Consider the following 15,538-nt stretch of genomic DNA (forward strand, 5'->3'; position numbering starts at 1 on the left):
TTGTGGATGGTCATCTTGCTGGTCGTCGGCCTGTCGCCGATGAGTTGACCACTCCATCCTGGTCGCCCGTGATGCAGTTCACACCAGGGGGACCCCTAGGAGTGACCCAGGGCATCAGGACTGGGGTTCTCAGGGCCTGTCACTCAGCTCTGCGACCCGTAATGTGACCGGTGACCTCACAGCGAAAACTGCTGTCGACCCGGCAAGGACAACTGTCGGAGTTCATCTAAGTCTCTGCGCGCACAAGGGTGTTCTGCGCGGATGAGGAAAGGACTGCAATCGTGAATCGCATCGAAGCGCTGTATTCGGATCTCTCACGCCTCGGACGGGAAACGGAGATGATGGACACCGTCATCACGATGCTCGCCGACGATCTCTTGGAGTCAACGACCGCCGACGGACACAGCAGGCAGGTCGTCATCTCCCGCGTCGTGGACGGAGGCTTCGAACTCGCCGATCTGATCGGTGAGAAGCTGAACCTGCCGGCAACGGACGATGACCAGGCCGACGATGTCCGTGCCCGCTACCGCCGGTGCCATCTTGCCTTCACCGCCGCCGCCGCTCAGCTGGCCAAGCTGCCCGAGGACACCGTCTTCGACTACCGCGGCCTGCAGCTGACCCCTGGCGACATCGTGCCGCAGCGGATCGGGGAGATCGTCATCGCCCACGATTCCCTGGGCACCGCGTGGACCATCGAAGAGGCGGATCCGGATTCCGCCCTCGACGCACTGGAGACCTTGATCAGACGCCTGACGATCGCCGAGGCGGCACCTGCCCTGGTCGTGGACTCGACCGAGGGTGACCACTGGGAGATCGGTGAGAACGGCCAGGCCGTCAGCGGCGACCGTGAAGATCTCGTCCAGTGGCTGGCCTGGGGCTACCCCGGTGAGCTGGAATCGACGTCGCCGCTGCCCACTCTGCCCACACTTCCGCGCTGGACCTGAGCACCGACGCTCACGTCCCACCACACCCCCTGACCACCTCGGCGGGGGTGCCCCGGAATCTCTCCGAGGGCCGATCAACGCACCGACCTCAAGGACTGAAGACCATGTCGCACACACTTGTCAGCGCACAACCTGTGCAGGAACGGAAGACAGCGGGCTGGGTGGCGTTCATCGCCTGCGGCGCTCTCGTCTTCGACGGCTACGACCTCACCGTCTACGGCACCATCATGCCCACGCTGCTCAACGACCCCTCCCAACTGGGCGCCCTCGACCCATCCACGGCAGGGCTCCTCGGCTCCTACGCTATGCTCGGCGTCCTCGTCGGAGCGCTCACCTGCGGGGCAGTCGGAGACTGGCTGGGACGCCGTCGCCTCCTGCTCGTGAGCATCTCCTGGTTCTCACTCGGAATGCTGTTCACAGCATTCGCCACATCCGTGATGGCCTTCGGCATCCTCCGCTTTCTCAGCGGACTGGGCCTCGGTGCGGTGCTGGCTGTAGCCGGGGCCACCATGGCGGAGTTCGCCCCCGCGAACAAGCGCAACCTCTACAACGCCATCGTCTACTCCGGTGTCCCGGCCGGCGGCGTGCTCGCCGCCGGACTGGGAATCATCCTCCTTGAGCCCCTGGGCTGGCGCGGACTCTTCATCATCGGTGCCGCTCCGCTCGTGTTGGTGCCCATCGCTTTCTTCAAGGTCCCTGAATCGCCGAGGTGGCTGCTCACTCGAGGCCGCCGCGAGGAGGCCATCGCAACTGCTCGTCGTGCGGGCACCCCCTTGATCGACGATTCCCAGCTGGTCACCGATTCGGCTTCGGTCGAACGCACCGGCTTCGCTGCTCTGCTCACACCGCGCTGGCGCATGGCCACCATCTTCCTCGGCTTCCTGTCCTTCGCTGGCCTCCTCCTGACCTACGGCCTCAACACCTGGCTGCCGGAGATCATGCAGGGGTACGGCTACGACACCTCGGGTTCTCTGGCCTTCCTCCTCATCCTTAACGGAGGCGCCGTCATCGGCGCCCTCATCGGGTCGAAGATCGCCGATCGCTTCAGCCCCCGGCCGATCATCGTCTCGACCTTCGTCCTTGCCGCGATCACGCTCACCCTGATGACCTTCCAGCTGCCGATCGCCTTCCTCTTCGCGTTCATCGCCATGGCCGGAGTTGGGACACTCGGCACTCAGGTGCTGGGCTACGGGTACGTATCGACGTACTACACGACGAACGCACGGTCGGCAGGTGTGGCCTGGTTCGCCGGATTCGGGCGCATCGGCGGAGTCATCGGGCCCTTCATCGGCGGCTTCATCGCCGCCATCGGGCTCGGCGGGGCACAGGCGTTCTACGTGTTCGCCGGCGTCGCCCTCTTCGGGGCGCTCATGGCCTATCTGGTTCCCAAGCAGCCCGACCTGGAAACCGCCGACATGGACCAGGCGGCTGTACCCGCGACTGCGACTACGGCCTCGGCTGCGGACCGAACACCGCTGACCACGAACGACGCCGCATCGGCGTCCCACCCGCAGAGCTGACACCCACCACGAGACGAGATTTCACTGTATGCACGAGAACCCAACGACCACCTCGGCGACTTCGCGCTCGACTGAGAAAGCCCCCCTGATCGAGCGCCCGACGGGGCGGATGCCCAGTCTGCGCGACATTCGTCGGGACATCGGCCCGCAGTACTGCCTCAATGCCGTCGTCGGACTCATCTTCGGCATCACCGGCCCCATCGCCGTGACCATGGCGGTGGGTCTGGCCGGTGGTCTCAGTGATGCCCAGCTTTCGTCTTGGGTCTTCGGGATCTTCCTCTCAGCGGGCCTGGCCACCCTGGTCATGTCGCTGGTCTACCGGCGACCGTTGGGATTCGCGTGGTCGATTCCCGGCACCGTTCTGCTCGGGCCCTCACTGCAGCACTTGAGCTTCGGCGAGGTCGTCGGGGCCTTCTTCGTCGCCGGTGTGCTGACCCTGGGCTTGGGCATGAGCGGCCTGGTCCGGCGTGCCATGGCCGCTATTCCGCCTCCGATCGTCATGGCCATGGTGGCCGCGATCTTCCTGCGCTTCGGCATCGACATCGTCGACGCGGGACGCTCGACTCCTGCGATCGTCATTCCGATGATCATCGCGTTCATCGCACTCACGGCCCTGCCGGGACTGGGCCGCTTCATGCCTCCGGTCCTCGGTGCTCTGCTGGTCGGCTTCATCGCCGTCGTCGTCCTCGGGCAGCTGGACCTCTCATCCGGCGGCCCGGTCCTGGCTGACCCGGTGTTCACCGCGCCAGAGTTCACCTGGGCGGCTCAGCTCGAACTCGTCGTCCCCCTGACTCTGACGGTCCTCGTCGTCCAGAACGGTCAGGGTGAGGCCGTGCTGCGCGCCGCCGGACATGCGACTCCCGTCAACGCCTCTGCCGTGGTCTCTGGCTTCCTGTCGGTGCTCAATGCCTGCTTCGGTGCGGTCTCCGCGTGCCTGACCGGGCCGACCAACGCGCTGCTCACCTCGTCCGGGGACCCTAAGCGACAGTATTCGGCGGCCGTCTTCTACTCGTTCCTCTGCTTCATCGCAGCGCTGTTCTCACCGCTGGTCACCCGTTTCATGCTCGGCACCCCGGAGGCCTACATTCTGGCTCTGGGCGGAATGGCGATGCTCGGAGCTCTGCGTCAGGCTTTCGTCTCGGCGTTCTCATCCAAGTACACCTTCGGCGCTCTGGTCACCTTCGTCGTCACGATCGCCGAGTTCGACCTGTTCAACATCCATGCGGCGTTCTGGGGAATCCTCATCGGCTGTGTGGCCTCACGCTTCCTTGAGCCTGGGGACTACAAGCGCGACGATTTCATGCACCGCGAGCCCACCCAGAGCACAACACCCAAATAGCTTCAGCTGGCGACGGCTCTCGCACTGATCGGTTTGATCGCAGGGTGGACACTCAGCGCCTCGCGTCCCTTCAACTGATGGACGACGAGGACTGACGTCGCAGCCGTGTTCGGCGAAAACAGCTGCACCGGCTCGGTTCTGTCTCCAAAATCCAAAGTCAGCGTCATGGCGTCGATCTCTGGGAAGAACGCCGCTACCGCATTGAAGTAGAAGGAGAGCGTGCGGCCACCGATTGGGATGATCAGCCGACGGTCTGTCACCAGTACGTCGACGTACTGGATCACGCGCCACTGCGCGGCCGCCACACGCTGGGCCTGGGCTCTCGCGTTCGCGTTACCGACTGCTGATCCGATCATCGCCCCAGCGACGAAGAGTGGGCTGCCCATCGCGAAGACCCCTCCAGTCTGATACGTCACGTTCTGCCCGTAGAACCTGGCGTATTTGGCACGGTACTGGTCGACAACCTGTTCGCCCGGTTCAAGGTTGAGATTGAAATTCTCGAAGGCAGGCAGGCGGTCACCGCGCATCAGCGCCTCGCACCATTGAGTCGCCTGGACCCGCGCAATCGTCCTGGCCTCGAAATCACAGCGAGGACCACCCTCGGCAACGATCTGCTGTTCCAACTGTCGCGCCATGCATTCATTGCGCTTCTGCAGTTTACGGTGATACATGTGGCTGGAGCGGTATGTCTTCTGCGCACCGACGATGGTCATGATCAAGAACACGATCGGTGCGACCACGGCGCAGATGATGGCGACGACCATGAGCCACACGATCCCCGGGTCGTCTGTTCCCGGCATCGCCATGACAGCAAGGGCGCTGAATATGATGATCGACAGCGGAATGAGCAAGAGCGGAACCACCCAATTCAGATGTCTTGCCCAACCGCCCTCTGCGACCATTCCCATGCCCTTCACTGGCTGCATATCCTGAATTCCCACCCGCTCGAATTAGACGAAATCATCAACGATTCAGCCATGGTCCATTGTTACTACAAATGCTAGCGCACCAGTGCGAAAACCTTTGGCCACGAGCACGACGGATGACTCACGCCAGCCATCCGACATATCGGACGAATCTCATTCGGGACTCGTTGTCTTCCGCGCTCCTCACCTCGAGGATTGTCCTCATGGACGCAACGAAGCAACTACTCCACGGGGTCAGGGTCGCGGACTTCTCGCGAGTGCTGGCCGGACCGTATGCCACCGCCATGCTCGCCGATCAGGGCGCCGAGGTGTTCAAGATCGAGATGCCGGGACACGGTGACGACTCCCGCCACCTAGGTCCCTTCACCGAGACCGGCTCGACCTACTTCACCTCCCTCAACCGAGGCAAACGATCCATCGAAGCCGACCTCAAGGATCCTGTAGCACACGAGAAGCTGCTCGACTTCATCCGCACCTGCGATGTCGTCGTCGAGAACTTCCGCCCCGGCGTCGCGGCCAAACTGGGACTGTCCTTTGAGGACATCAAGGCGGTCAAGGCCGACATCGTCTACGCTTCGATCTCCGGGTTCGGCCAGAGTGGTGCCCAGGCGAAACGCCCCGCCTACGACACCGTCATCCAGGCGCTCAGCGGTCTCATGTCATCGACCGGTTTCCCCGACGACTCCCCTACCCGCGTAGGCGAATCCATTGCGGACGTCTCCGCAGGAGTCTTCGCCGCCTTCGGCATCTCGAGCGCGCTCTTCCACCGCCAGGCCACCGGCGAAGGTGCCCACATCGACATTCCGATGCTCGACGTCATGCTCGCGATGCAGCCGACGAACACCGCCATCCATGCGGCCGGCTCCACACCGAAGCGCGTCGGCAATCGGCACCCCATCTCCGCACCCTTCGACACCTACGCCGGATCCGATGGTCTCGTCGTCATCGCCGTGGCAAATGACAAGCTCTTCGGCGTCCTCGCTGCCACGCTCGGCAAACCCGAGCTCGCCACCGATGCCCGGTTCGCCACCGACAGACTCCGCTCGGACAACGACGAGGATCTGCGCACCGAGATCGAGGAGTTCACCAGCACTCACACGGTGTCCGAGCTGTGCGCGATCTTCGACGCGGCAGGAGTCCCCAACTCCCCGGTGCTCAACTTCACCGAGGCGATCGACGGCCCCATCACCGCCGGCCGCGATCTCACCACCACCGATGCCCGCACCTGTCATACGCACCTGCGCCACCCCCTCCTCGTCGACGGTGTCAGGCCGACATCCGCGCTTCCGGTGCCCCACCTCGGCGAGCACAATGACGAGCTGAGCGCAGAACGAACTGACGCACCCCGTTCAGCAGAACCGACGAAGGTGTAGGACCATGGGATTCGACATCAGCGCGGACGAGCAGGAACTCGTCGCCGCCGTCACACAGATCAGCAAAGATGTCATCGTGCCGCAGGCCGCGGCCGCGGATGCGAACGAACGCGTCTCGGACGCAACATTGCAGACCCTCGCCGAGGTGGGAGTCCTCGGTCTCAACCTGCCCGAGGAATTCGGTGGGCCCGGCGTCGGCTCCGTGGCGATGAGCCAGATGGTCGCCGCGGTGACCGAGGCGTGCGCCTCGACGGCCTCGATCATCACCGCGCAGTTCCTTGCCACCGACTCGATCCTCCTCGGTGGCACCGATGCCCAGCGCGAGGACTGGCTGCCCAGGGCCGCAGCCGGTGAGATCATCGGATCCTTCGGCCTGACCGAACCGGGGGCGGGATCCAACCCTGCCGAAATGTCGACGAAGGCGACGAAGGTCGACGGCGGCTGGCACATCAAGGGCGCGAAGTGCTTCATCACGAACGCCGGTTTCGCTGACTTCATCGTCGTCTACGCAAAAACCGACGTCGAGGCCGGGCACAGGGGGATCAGCGCATTCATCGTCGACACCGCAGCCGCCTCCGCGGGGCTGGACTTCAATCCGCCGGAGAAGACCATGGGCCTGCGCGGCAGCCCTGTCTACGAATTCGTCATCGATACGATCGTTGCCGACGACGCGCTGCTGGGCGTCGAGGGCGAGGGCTTCACCACGGCCATGCGCGTCCTCGACCGGGGCCGCATCGAGGTCGCGGCGATGAGCCTGGGAATCTCGAAGGCCGCACTCGACGCGGCAGTGGCCTGGTCCGGCGAGCGCAAGATCAACGGCAAACCGCTCAATCGTCTGCAGGGCATCGCCTTCAAGCTCGCCGACATGTACACGAAGTACCGCTCGGCCTGGCTGCTGACGATGGATGCCGCGGAGCAGAGGGACGCCGAGGTGGACTTCACCAGGTCCTCGGCCACGGCCAAGCTCGCCGCATCCGAGGCCGCCGCGTTCATCGCCGACGAAGCGCTGCAGATCCACGGCGGCTACGGCTTCACCAGGGACTTCCCGCTCGAACGCTACGTCCGCGATGCCAGGATCTACCGCATCTATGAGGGTTCCTCGGAGATCCAGCGCACGATCATCGCCCGCAGCCTCTCGGCCTGAGGGCGAACGCGAGAACCTCGCCGAGGCGGGACCTGACGTGAACGATCACGGCGGGCCGCCTCGGCGCGAAACATTGTCCTACGAATTTTCCGAGATATCGGACAAAAGATGTGATGTGGACCTCGTCTGGGACCTCAGTGCGGTGCCACACTGTTCCTGATTCAACTTTCAAAGGAGAAAACCATGGCGAGCTCGTCCAATTCGGGGATTGAGAGACGATCCATCGAAATGGTGCCCGACAATGAACGTCACGGCACCGCACGTTCCCAGTTCACGCTGTGGTTCGGCGCCAATACCCAGATCACCGCCATCGTCGACGGAGCACTCGCCGTCGTCTTCGGTGCCGATGCACTGTGGGCCATCATCGGACTGCTCATCGGCAACATCATCGGCGGCATCGTCATGGCCCTCCACTCCGCGCAGGGCCCACAGTTGGGTCTGCCGCAGATGATCTCCTCCAGGGCGCAGTTCGGCATCATCGGCGCGATCATCCCGCTGGTGCTCGTCGTGCTCATGTACATCGGCTTCGCCTCGACCGGCGCAGTCCTCTCGGGCCAGGCCGTCAACCTCATCATCGGCGTCGATACACCCGCGGTGGGCATCATCATCTTCGGTGCACTGACCGCGGCCGTGGCCCTGCTGGGATACAAGTACATCCACGTCCTCGGACGCATCTCCTCGGTGACCGGCCTGCTCGGATTCCTGTTCATCACGGTCTGCGTGTTCACGAAGATCGACGTTCCCGGGCTGGTCTCCAACTCGAGTTTCGCGTTCCCTGCGTTCCTCTCCGCGATCGCCCTGTCATTCGGCTGGCAGATGACCTATGGCCCCTATGTCGCGGACTACTCCCGCTACCTGCCCAGGTCCACACCATCGTCGAAGACCTTCTGGTTCACCTTCGGCGGTTCCGTCATCGGGTCGCAGTGGTCGATGACCCTGGGCGCGCTCATCGGCGCAGCCGCAATGACCGAGACCGGCAACTCCTTCGTCGAGAACCAGGTCGGCTTCGTCGGCGACATCGTCGGCGGAGGCGTCTATGCCTTCCTCATCTTCATCGTCATCCTGATGGGCAAGCTCACCGTCAACACCCTCAACGCCTACGGTGCGTTCATGTGCACGCTGACCATCCTCACCTCCTTCGGTGAGAAGACGAACATCCGCCGCTGGACACGTGCAGTCTTCGTCATCGGCATTGTGACCCTGACCGTGCTCGTGGCACTGATGGCCTCGGCGGACTTCCTCGCGAACTTCAAGAACTTCGTGCTGACACTGCTCATGGTCTTCATCCCGTGGAGCATCATCAACCTCACCGACTTCTACCTGATCTCCAAGGACCGCTTCGACATCCCGGCCTTCTACGACCACAAGGGCCGCTACGGCAAATGGAATTGGCGAGCACTCGTGACCTACGGAATCGGTGTCGTCATCCAGATCCCATTCCTCGCACAGTCCTTCTACACCGGGCCTATGGTCGAGAAACTGGGTGGAGCCGACATCTCCTGGCTCGTCGGCAGCATCGTCACTTTCTTCCTCTACTACTTCCTCGTCCGCAACCGCAGCGTTGCACCGGAGGAGACGATCTACCCTGACGTGGAGGCACTGGACGCGCAGCGCGCCTGAGCTCGTGCGCAGCCTCTGGCGCGGGCCCTGGATTGAGACTTCTCGGTCCAGGGCCCTTGTCATGCCCCACCAACTCACGGCGCGACTGCTCGAATGCTCGATCGATAAAGTTACCAATGAGTTCTACCATCGAGTAGTGTTGTGATGTCCGTCACCAACGGATTCCGCATCAGAGCCGACTGCGACCACGGCACCACCGTCGAAACGGTCGGCACCTCGACCGCCACTCTCACCGCCGAGACACACGACAGAGTAGGAACGCCATATGAGTACTTCTCGACATGTAACGCTTCCACACGCACGACGCATCGCAACGGCAAGCGCAGCCGCCATCGCCGGCCTGGCGCTCACGATGGGCGCGGTATCCGCTCCGGCCCAAGCCCAGGACCTTGTTCCCCAGTCGGACAAGGAAGCCAAGAAGATGATCGAAGACGATCAGGCCGAGGATTCGAGCTCCCTCAATAGGAGCAACGTCCCCCAGAGCGTGAGCGTCGAGCAGGCTAAGAAGGCCGTCGACAAGTCTGATGAGATCACCACCGCCGACGTCGAATACGCGGCTGCGCTCGAAGATCTTCCCGATTCGGGAGTTCCCGAGGACTTCTACAAGACCCCAGCGACACTGCCGGACAAGAACGGCGGCGTGGTCAAGCAGGTGGCTTCGAAGTTCTATCTCGATCCGGTCAAGCTCATTGAGCACAGCGCGAAGTCAGAGACGTTCATGTATCGGACCACCGACGAAGAGGGCACTGCGCGCGCCGCCACCGCCACGCTTCTGACCCCCGAGGGTGCGGACGACAAGGCCAAGGACGCCGTCGTCATCGCCCCGGGCACACAGGGCATTGCCGACAAGTGCGCCCCCAGCCGACAGATGGGCATGGGCACCGAGTACGAGGGCGTCTCCGTCACCTCGGCGCTGGCGGCCAAGCGACCTGTGGTCGTCGTCGACTATGTGGGACTGGGCACCGAGGGTGCGCACAGCTATCTCAATCGAGTCGAAGAGGGCCGCTCCGTGCTCGACGCGGCCAAGGCCGTGCAAGAGGTCGAGGGAAGCTCGATCGACGCCGACACGAAGCTTCAGCTGCGCGGCTATTCGCAGGGAGGGCAGGCCACCGCTGCGGCATTGGAGCTCAAGAAGGACTGGGCCCCCGAACTCAACGTCACGTCCGCCTCGGCGGGTGCCGTGCCCACGGACCTGTACAAGACAGTGTCCGGACTCTCGAGCGTCTATACGGCCTTCGCCCTGTACGGTGTCGATTCGTTTGCACGGCAGGCTGATATCGACATGACCAATTACCTCAACCAGAAGGGCCTCGATGCCGTCGACCGGGCCTCTAACCAGTGCACTGTCGAGGCTCTCGTCTCGAACGCCTTCCTCGATACCGACACCCTGACCAAGGATGGGAGCTCGTTCCAGGAGCTCATCGAAGAGAACTTCCTCGACGTTGCCGACAGGCAGAAGATCGGCCAGGCGGAGGTTCCTGACATTCCGCTGCTGGTCAACCACAGCCGCCTCGATGATGTCGTGCCCTTTGCCCAGGGGGAGGAACTCGCCTCCACCTGGTGCGATGCCGGGCACAAGGTGCTGTTCCGGGACAACCTCGGACCGACGCATATCGGCGGATACATCGCCACCGTCCCCCGAATCGAGATCTTCACGAACCGCACATTCGCCGGGAAAGCTCCGGTCGACAGCTGCTGGAGGCTGTGAAGTGCATTGACCCCGGAGCAGCTCAAGGCCACGAAAGAACTACAGTCATGAGCGACTCACACTGAGGCACCACCTCTGTCGCTGTGGGCGATCCGTGCTGAAAGTTTCGTACTTTCCGGCGCGGGTCGCCCATTTCGTCGTGCCATCGCCCCGTTTGCAGCGCAGGAAGGTCACCCTCGGCACCACCTCGAGCCGACGAGTCCGCACGGCCCATTCCAGGCATACGCGCATTTCACGCATCTATGTTGCGCAGATCACGCACAACTGGCAGAATGACTTCATCGATGGACCTGGCCTCTGCGCGCTCCGCGTCGAGACGTGCAGCACCGCACTACGTCATGTTGCTTGCGCTGCACATTCGCGAAAGCAGTATGCCAGCGATCTCGACACTGAAATCCAGACCGGACATCGCGCAAGGAAGCCGACAATGACGACGAATCACACCACAGACGGAGACTCCGCCTACGGAGCCTCCGCTGACGGCGGCTCAGCCGCAGCCACACCAGATGCCTCCGCAGCCGTCACGCCCAACGTCGACCCGTATCATCTCGATCCGGCAGACGTGCTCGAGCCGCCCACCACATTCGCGGGAAAGCTCAAGTACCTTGGCCCCGGTCTGGTCATCTCGGCAGCGGTCATCGGCTCCGGCGAGCTCATCACCACGACGGCTTTGGGCGCCAAGGCTGGCTTCGTCCTCCTCTGGCTCGTCATCATCTCGACCGCGGTCAAGGTGTGGGTTCAACTCGAGATCGCACAGTGGACCATCCTCTCGGGCAAGCCCGCACTTGAGGGCTATGGGCACGTCGGCCCCCGCCTCATCGGTCGAGCCGGGTGGATCAATCTGCTCTGGATTCTCATGGACTTCGCGAAGGTGCTCCAGCGCGGAGGCATCATCGGCGGCGCCGTCGCCGCCCTGTCGATCATGCTCCCGGTCTTCGGCGAGCCTCTCTCCACACCCTCGCTCGTATTCTGGACGGTCGTCTCCCTCGCCGTCGTCATCTCCCTGCTGGTGACGAACAAGTACAGCATCGTCGAGAAGTTCTCCGTCGCGGCCGTCATCATCTTCACCGTCTCCACGGTCGGGCTCGCACTCTCACTGCCATTCACCGACTTCGCCTACACCTCGGCGGACGTCATCACTGGACTGACCTTCGCGATCCCCGCGGGCACGCTCGGCTTTGCGATCGCAATGTTCGGCATCACCGGAGTCGGGGCCGACGAGATGACCACCTACACCTACTGGTGCCTAGAGAAGGGCTACGCCCGCTACACCGGCCCCAACGACGGCTCCGCGGAGCGTGCGCGTCGTGCGCATGGCTGGATCTCCGTGATGCGCACCGACGTTCTTGTCTCCTGGATCGTCTCGACGGTGTGCACCATGTCCTTCTACGTCATCGGTGCCGCGATCCTCCACCCCCAGAACCTCGTCCCCGAGGGCAATGAGATGATCACGACGCTGTCGTCGATGTACTCCTCGGTGATGGGCGAAGCCGGACATTGGATCTTCCTGATCGGCGCCTTCGCCGTTCTGTTCTCCACCTTCATCGCCTCCTCGGCCAGCGTTCCCCGGCTATGGGCGAACACCGTCTCCATCCTCGGCGCGTTCGACTGGACGAACCTGCGCACCCGCACTCGCATCATCCGCGTCCTCACCGTCGTCTTCCCCATCATCTGGGCAATGAGCTATCTCATCATCCAGTCTCCGGTGATCATGGTGCAGATCGGCGGCGTCGCCAGCGGCGTCTTCCTCGTCGCGGTCGTCATCGCCGTCTGGTACCTTCGCACTCGTGAAGTCCCCGCCGAGTTCAAGTCCAACAATTTCTTCACCGTGATGCTCGTCTTCGCCTCATTGGCCATCGGGCTGCTGGGGATCTATTCAATATTCGAGACCTTCGGAATCGAGATCGGAGCCTGATGCGCCTGAGAGTCCTCACCCCTTCATTCGGAAAATTCTCGGTCGCGCCCCGCGACCGCGCCGATTCCCTGGGCCTCGAGCTTGAGCACCGGACGGAGAATCACCCCAAGTCCGGTCGAGATCTCATCACGGCACTGGCCGGCGCCGAGGCGGTTCTCGTGGGTCTCGACCGGATGGACGCCGAGGTCTTCGCCGGCTGCCCCGATCTCAAGGTGATCGCCAAACACGGGGCCGGGGTCGACAACATCGACCTCGAGGCAGCGGCGGCGGCAGGGGTGACGGTCGTGAATACCCCAGGCGCCAATGCCGATGCCGTCGCCGATCTGACCATGGGATTCCTGCTCATGGGCGCCCGACGCATACGTGAGGCCGAAGAGTCTCTGCGCAGCGGTCAGTGGGATGTCTTCTTCGGCACCGAGCTCAGCGGCAAGCAGCTGGGAATTCTCGGCATCGGCCGCATCGGTCGCGCCGTCGCCAAGCGGGCGACCGGCTTCGGCCTGCAGATCGCAGCCTACGATCCCTTTGTTCCCGACGAAGCCATCGCCGCGGCAGAGGCACAACCTCAGAGCCTCGCCGAGGTGGTGGCAGGCTCAGATTTCCTCACCCTCCACCTGCCCGGTGGAGAAGAGCCGCTGCTGTCGGCTCAGCACATCGAATCGATGCCGCGAGGTGCTGGGCTGATCAATGCTGCCCGCGGCGGATTGATCGATGAGGCGGCACTGGTCTCGGCACTGCACGACGGTCGACTCTCCTTCGCGGCACTCGACGCATTCACCACCGAGCCTCCTCCAGTGGACGATCCGCTGCTGCAGGCACCGAATCTCATCGCCACCCCACATATCGGCGCCTACTCGGATATCGCCAACGCCAATATGGGCACCTGGGCCGTCGAAGACGTCGTCCGCGTGCTGCATGGCGAGGAGCCGCACTTCCCGGTGCTCTGACTGCCGGACATGACGGAGGGGCTGCACCGATTCGGTGCAGCCCCTGGCGTCATCCCCGCTTCTCAGGCCAATCCGCGCCCCAGATCAGCGGTGACGGTCTCTGAGATCTGCTTCTTCGCCGCATCGGAAAGCGCGTTGAATGGAGCCCGCGCCGGGCCCAGGCCAAATTCGCGGACGTTGGCTGCGTGCTTGACCACGGTGTTGGGGTTGCCAAGCGCCAGGCAGTTGCGAATCGGACGAATGCTGTCCTGCGCGGCGCGCGCACCCGCCGAATTCCCGGAGACGAAGAGGTCGTAGATCGACGCCATGGTCTTCGGATAGACGTTCGCAATACCGCTGATGCCACCGGAACCGCCTGCGAGGAGTGTCCACAGAATGAGTGAGTCATTGCCGGAGATGACGTCGAAGCTGTCGCGGTCTGTGCGCTCCAGGTACTGCAGGATCGTGTCGAAATTTCCGCTCGAGTCTTTCACCCCGGTGATGTTGTCCACCTCGGCGAGCATTTCGAGAGTTGCGGGCGCCACGGCATTGCCGGTTCGCGCGGGAATGTTGTAGACGATGACCGGGACATCGACCGACTCCGCCACAGCTTGGAAATGATTGGTGATCTCCGCTTGTGACGCCGCAGCGAAGTACGGGGTGATGATGGAGAGCGCATCGGCTCCAGCAGCCGCGGCATCCTGAGCGATGGTGATGGTCTCTCGAGTCGTCGCGGCACCTGCGCCGATGACGACTGGAACCTGACCGGCCACCTCATCGACGACCAGCCTGGTCGCTTCGGCGCGCTCCGCCGCGGACTGAGCGTAGAACTCTCCGTTTGTGCCCAGGGCGAAGATGCCGTGGATACCGGCATCGAGCTGACGGCGCACATGGGCGCGCAGAGCCGATTCGACGAGCTTTTCGTCGTCATCGAACGGAGTGGCTACTGCGGCGAGAACGCCTGTGATCGAGGACATGGATCTTCCCTTCTTAAGGATGTGAGTGGAGTTCAGCGGTTGTATTTGGGCTGCGATCCGCGGACCGAGACTGTTGCCTCGTCGATCGCAGTGAGAACGTCTTCAGGCAAGGGCCCCTTGGCCGCTGCGGCGATGTTCGCTTCCAGCTGCGAGACACGGCTGGCACCCAACAGAAGGGAGTCGATTCCCTTGCCGCCTGCCACCCACCTCAGAGCCAGCTCTGGTTGAGGGATGCCGGCTTCATCGGCGACGGCAGCGAAGGCTTCGACCATCGTCAGCACCGAATCGGAGAGATACCGCTGTGAGTACATCTGCGCGAGGACAGATCCGGTGAAGCGGTCCGGGGTGCCGTCGCTGGACGGACGCCGGGCCAGAAGCCCACCGGCGAGCGGGTTGTAGGCCATCGTCGCGATGCCGTGCGCAGCACCGCATTCGAGCCATTCGTCTTCGATCTGGCGGGCGAGCACACTGTAGACATTCTGTGCGATCGCGGGCCGTGGGGCACCGGCGACACCTGCAGCAGCGATGACGTCCACGGCCTGCCATGCGGCGAAGTTCGAGATGCCCATGGCTTTGATCTTGCCCTCAGAATGCAGCTGCGCCACGGCTCCCATAGTTTCCCCGAGACTTGCAGCCCGGTCCGGCTGGTGCAGATAGAAGAGGTCGATGGAGTCGACGTCGAGGCGCCGCAAGGAGCCCTCGACACTGGCCCTCAGACCTGCCGCCGACAGCGGCGAATTGTCTCCTGCGTCGGCGTGGGGCATGCCCGCCTTGGTTGCCAGCACAATTGAGTCTCGATGCTTCTTCACAAGTGGTGAGATGAGGCCTTCGGTGGCCGATTTCGCGTAACCGTTGGCGGTGTCGATTCCGGTGATGCCCGCGGCCAGGGCCGCTTCGATCACTTCGTGCGCGGTCACCTCCGGGACGGTGTCTCCGAAGGTCATGGTGCCTAGAACCAGCGGTGACAATCGGACGGAGACACCGTCCAAGGAGAGGCTCTTGTCTGCTGTCATACGGTGCTCCTCGTCGAGTGAATGGTGCGATCCATGTCAATGAATCATCTCACTTCTGCGTGCAACGTGCAAAGATTTGCGCATTTCGCGCAATCGTGGCAATCTGGAACTCCAGCCAGATCGGACGCAAAGGAGT

12 protein-coding genes are annotated in these 15,538 nt (G+C 63.2%); 9 read left to right on the forward strand and 3 right to left on the reverse strand.

The genetic code is table 11. The features are described from left to right. Nucleotides 1–281: 281 nt before the first annotated feature. From HU144_RS01780 to HU144_RS01790, 3 genes are all read left to right on the forward strand, one after another. Nucleotides 282–944, forward strand: a complete 663-nt coding sequence (locus tag HU144_RS01780; RefSeq protein ID WP_235349870.1) for a mycothiol-dependent maleylpyruvate isomerase — start codon at nt 282–284, stop codon at nt 942–944. Between the two features lie 104 nt (nt 945–1,048). Further along, nucleotides 1,049–2,464 (forward strand): MFS transporter, encoded by a 1,416-nt coding sequence (locus HU144_RS01785; RefSeq protein ID WP_235349871.1) that lies wholly within the window; start codon nt 1,049–1,051, stop codon nt 2,462–2,464. A 28-nt stretch (nt 2,465–2,492) separates the two neighbouring features. Further along, the gene (locus HU144_RS01790) at nt 2,493–3,803 is read left to right on the forward strand and encodes a benzoate/H(+) symporter BenE family transporter (RefSeq protein ID WP_235349872.1); all 1,311 of its coding nucleotides are present in this window, start codon (nt 2,493–2,495) and stop codon (nt 3,801–3,803) included. Between the two features lie 2 nt (nt 3,804–3,805). Here HU144_RS01790 and HU144_RS01795 read toward each other — a convergent pair whose 3' ends face one another. Then, complete coding sequence (locus tag HU144_RS01795; RefSeq protein WP_235349873.1) at nt 3,806–4,729, reverse strand: hypothetical protein; 924 nt, start codon at nt 4,727–4,729, stop codon at nt 3,806–3,808. Nucleotides 4,730–4,932: 203 nt separating this feature from the next. Here HU144_RS01795 and HU144_RS01800 point away from each other — a divergent pair, with 203 nt between their 5' ends. The 6 genes from HU144_RS01800 to HU144_RS01825 all read left to right on the forward strand — a co-directional run bounded on the left by HU144_RS01800 (nt 4,933) and on the right by HU144_RS01825 (nt 13,433). Further along, nucleotides 4,933–6,102: a CaiB/BaiF CoA transferase family protein gene (locus HU144_RS01800; RefSeq protein ID WP_235349874.1), complete on the forward strand. Its 1,170-nt coding sequence runs from the start codon at nt 4,933–4,935 to the stop codon at nt 6,100–6,102. Nucleotides 6,103–6,106: 4 nt separating this feature from the next. Continuing rightward, nucleotides 6,107–7,246 carry an acyl-CoA dehydrogenase family protein gene (locus HU144_RS01805; RefSeq protein ID WP_235349875.1) on the forward strand — a complete coding sequence of 380 codons (1,140 nt, stop codon included), beginning with the start codon at nt 6,107–6,109 and terminating at the stop codon, nt 7,244–7,246. A 183-nt stretch (nt 7,247–7,429) separates the two neighbouring features. Further along, nucleotides 7,430–8,866, forward strand: a complete 1,437-nt coding sequence (locus HU144_RS01810; RefSeq protein WP_235349876.1) for a purine-cytosine permease family protein — start codon at nt 7,430–7,432, stop codon at nt 8,864–8,866. 265 nt (nt 8,867–9,131) lie between these two features. Next, nucleotides 9,132–10,574, forward strand: coding sequence for a lipase family protein (locus tag HU144_RS01815; RefSeq protein ID WP_235349877.1), 1,443 nt, complete (start codon nt 9,132–9,134; stop codon nt 10,572–10,574). A 427-nt stretch (nt 10,575–11,001) separates the two neighbouring features. Further along, nucleotides 11,002–12,489: an Nramp family divalent metal transporter gene (locus HU144_RS01820; RefSeq protein WP_235349878.1), complete on the forward strand. Its 1,488-nt coding sequence runs from the start codon at nt 11,002–11,004 to the stop codon at nt 12,487–12,489. Continuing rightward, on the forward strand, nt 12,489–13,433 hold the full coding sequence (locus HU144_RS01825) for a phosphoglycerate dehydrogenase (protein WP_235349879.1): 945 nt from the start codon (nt 12,489–12,491) through the stop codon (nt 13,431–13,433). Before HU144_RS01820 ends, HU144_RS01825 begins: the two co-directional genes overlap by 1 nt. A gap of 62 nt (nt 13,434–13,495) precedes the next feature. Here HU144_RS01825 and HU144_RS01830 read toward each other — a convergent pair whose 3' ends face one another. Beyond that, complete coding sequence (locus HU144_RS01830; RefSeq protein WP_235349880.1) at nt 13,496–14,389, reverse strand: dihydrodipicolinate synthase family protein; 894 nt, start codon at nt 14,387–14,389, stop codon at nt 13,496–13,498. A gap of 32 nt (nt 14,390–14,421) precedes the next feature. Further along, nucleotides 14,422–15,402: an aldo/keto reductase gene (locus HU144_RS01835; RefSeq protein ID WP_235349881.1), complete on the reverse strand. Its 981-nt coding sequence runs from the start codon at nt 15,400–15,402 to the stop codon at nt 14,422–14,424. Nucleotides 15,403–15,538: the final 136 nt, after the last annotated feature.

This window comes from Brevibacterium sp. UCMA 11752, assembly GCF_021532235.1.
Classification (GTDB): domain Bacteria; phylum Actinomycetota; class Actinomycetes; order Actinomycetales; family Brevibacteriaceae; genus Brevibacterium; species Brevibacterium antiquum.

Excerpts from the sequence above, each read along its gene's own strand:
- HU144_RS01785 (WP_235349871.1), top strand. The coding sequence starts at position 1,049 with ATGTCGCACACACTTGTCAGCGCACAACCTGTGCAGGAACGGAAGACA.
- HU144_RS01790 (WP_235349872.1), top strand. The coding sequence starts at position 2,493 with ATGCACGAGAACCCAACGACCACCTCGGCGACTTCGCGCTCGACTGAG.
- HU144_RS01795 (WP_235349873.1), bottom strand. The coding sequence starts at position 4,729 with ATGCAGCCAGTGAAGGGCATGGGAATGGTCGCAGAGGGCGGTTGGGCA.
- HU144_RS01800 (WP_235349874.1), top strand. The coding sequence starts at position 4,933 with ATGGACGCAACGAAGCAACTACTCCACGGGGTCAGGGTCGCGGACTTC.
- HU144_RS01805 (WP_235349875.1), top strand. The coding sequence starts at position 6,107 with ATGGGATTCGACATCAGCGCGGACGAGCAGGAACTCGTCGCCGCCGTC.
- HU144_RS01810 (WP_235349876.1), top strand. The coding sequence starts at position 7,430 with ATGGCGAGCTCGTCCAATTCGGGGATTGAGAGACGATCCATCGAAATG.
- HU144_RS01815 (WP_235349877.1), top strand. The coding sequence starts at position 9,132 with ATGAGTACTTCTCGACATGTAACGCTTCCACACGCACGACGCATCGCA.
- HU144_RS01820 (WP_235349878.1), top strand. The coding sequence starts at position 11,002 with ATGACGACGAATCACACCACAGACGGAGACTCCGCCTACGGAGCCTCC.
- HU144_RS01825 (WP_235349879.1), top strand. The coding sequence starts at position 12,489 with ATGCGCCTGAGAGTCCTCACCCCTTCATTCGGAAAATTCTCGGTCGCG.
- HU144_RS01830 (WP_235349880.1), bottom strand. The coding sequence starts at position 14,389 with ATGTCCTCGATCACAGGCGTTCTCGCCGCAGTAGCCACTCCGTTCGAT.
- HU144_RS01835 (WP_235349881.1), bottom strand. The coding sequence starts at position 15,402 with ATGACAGCAGACAAGAGCCTCTCCTTGGACGGTGTCTCCGTCCGATTG.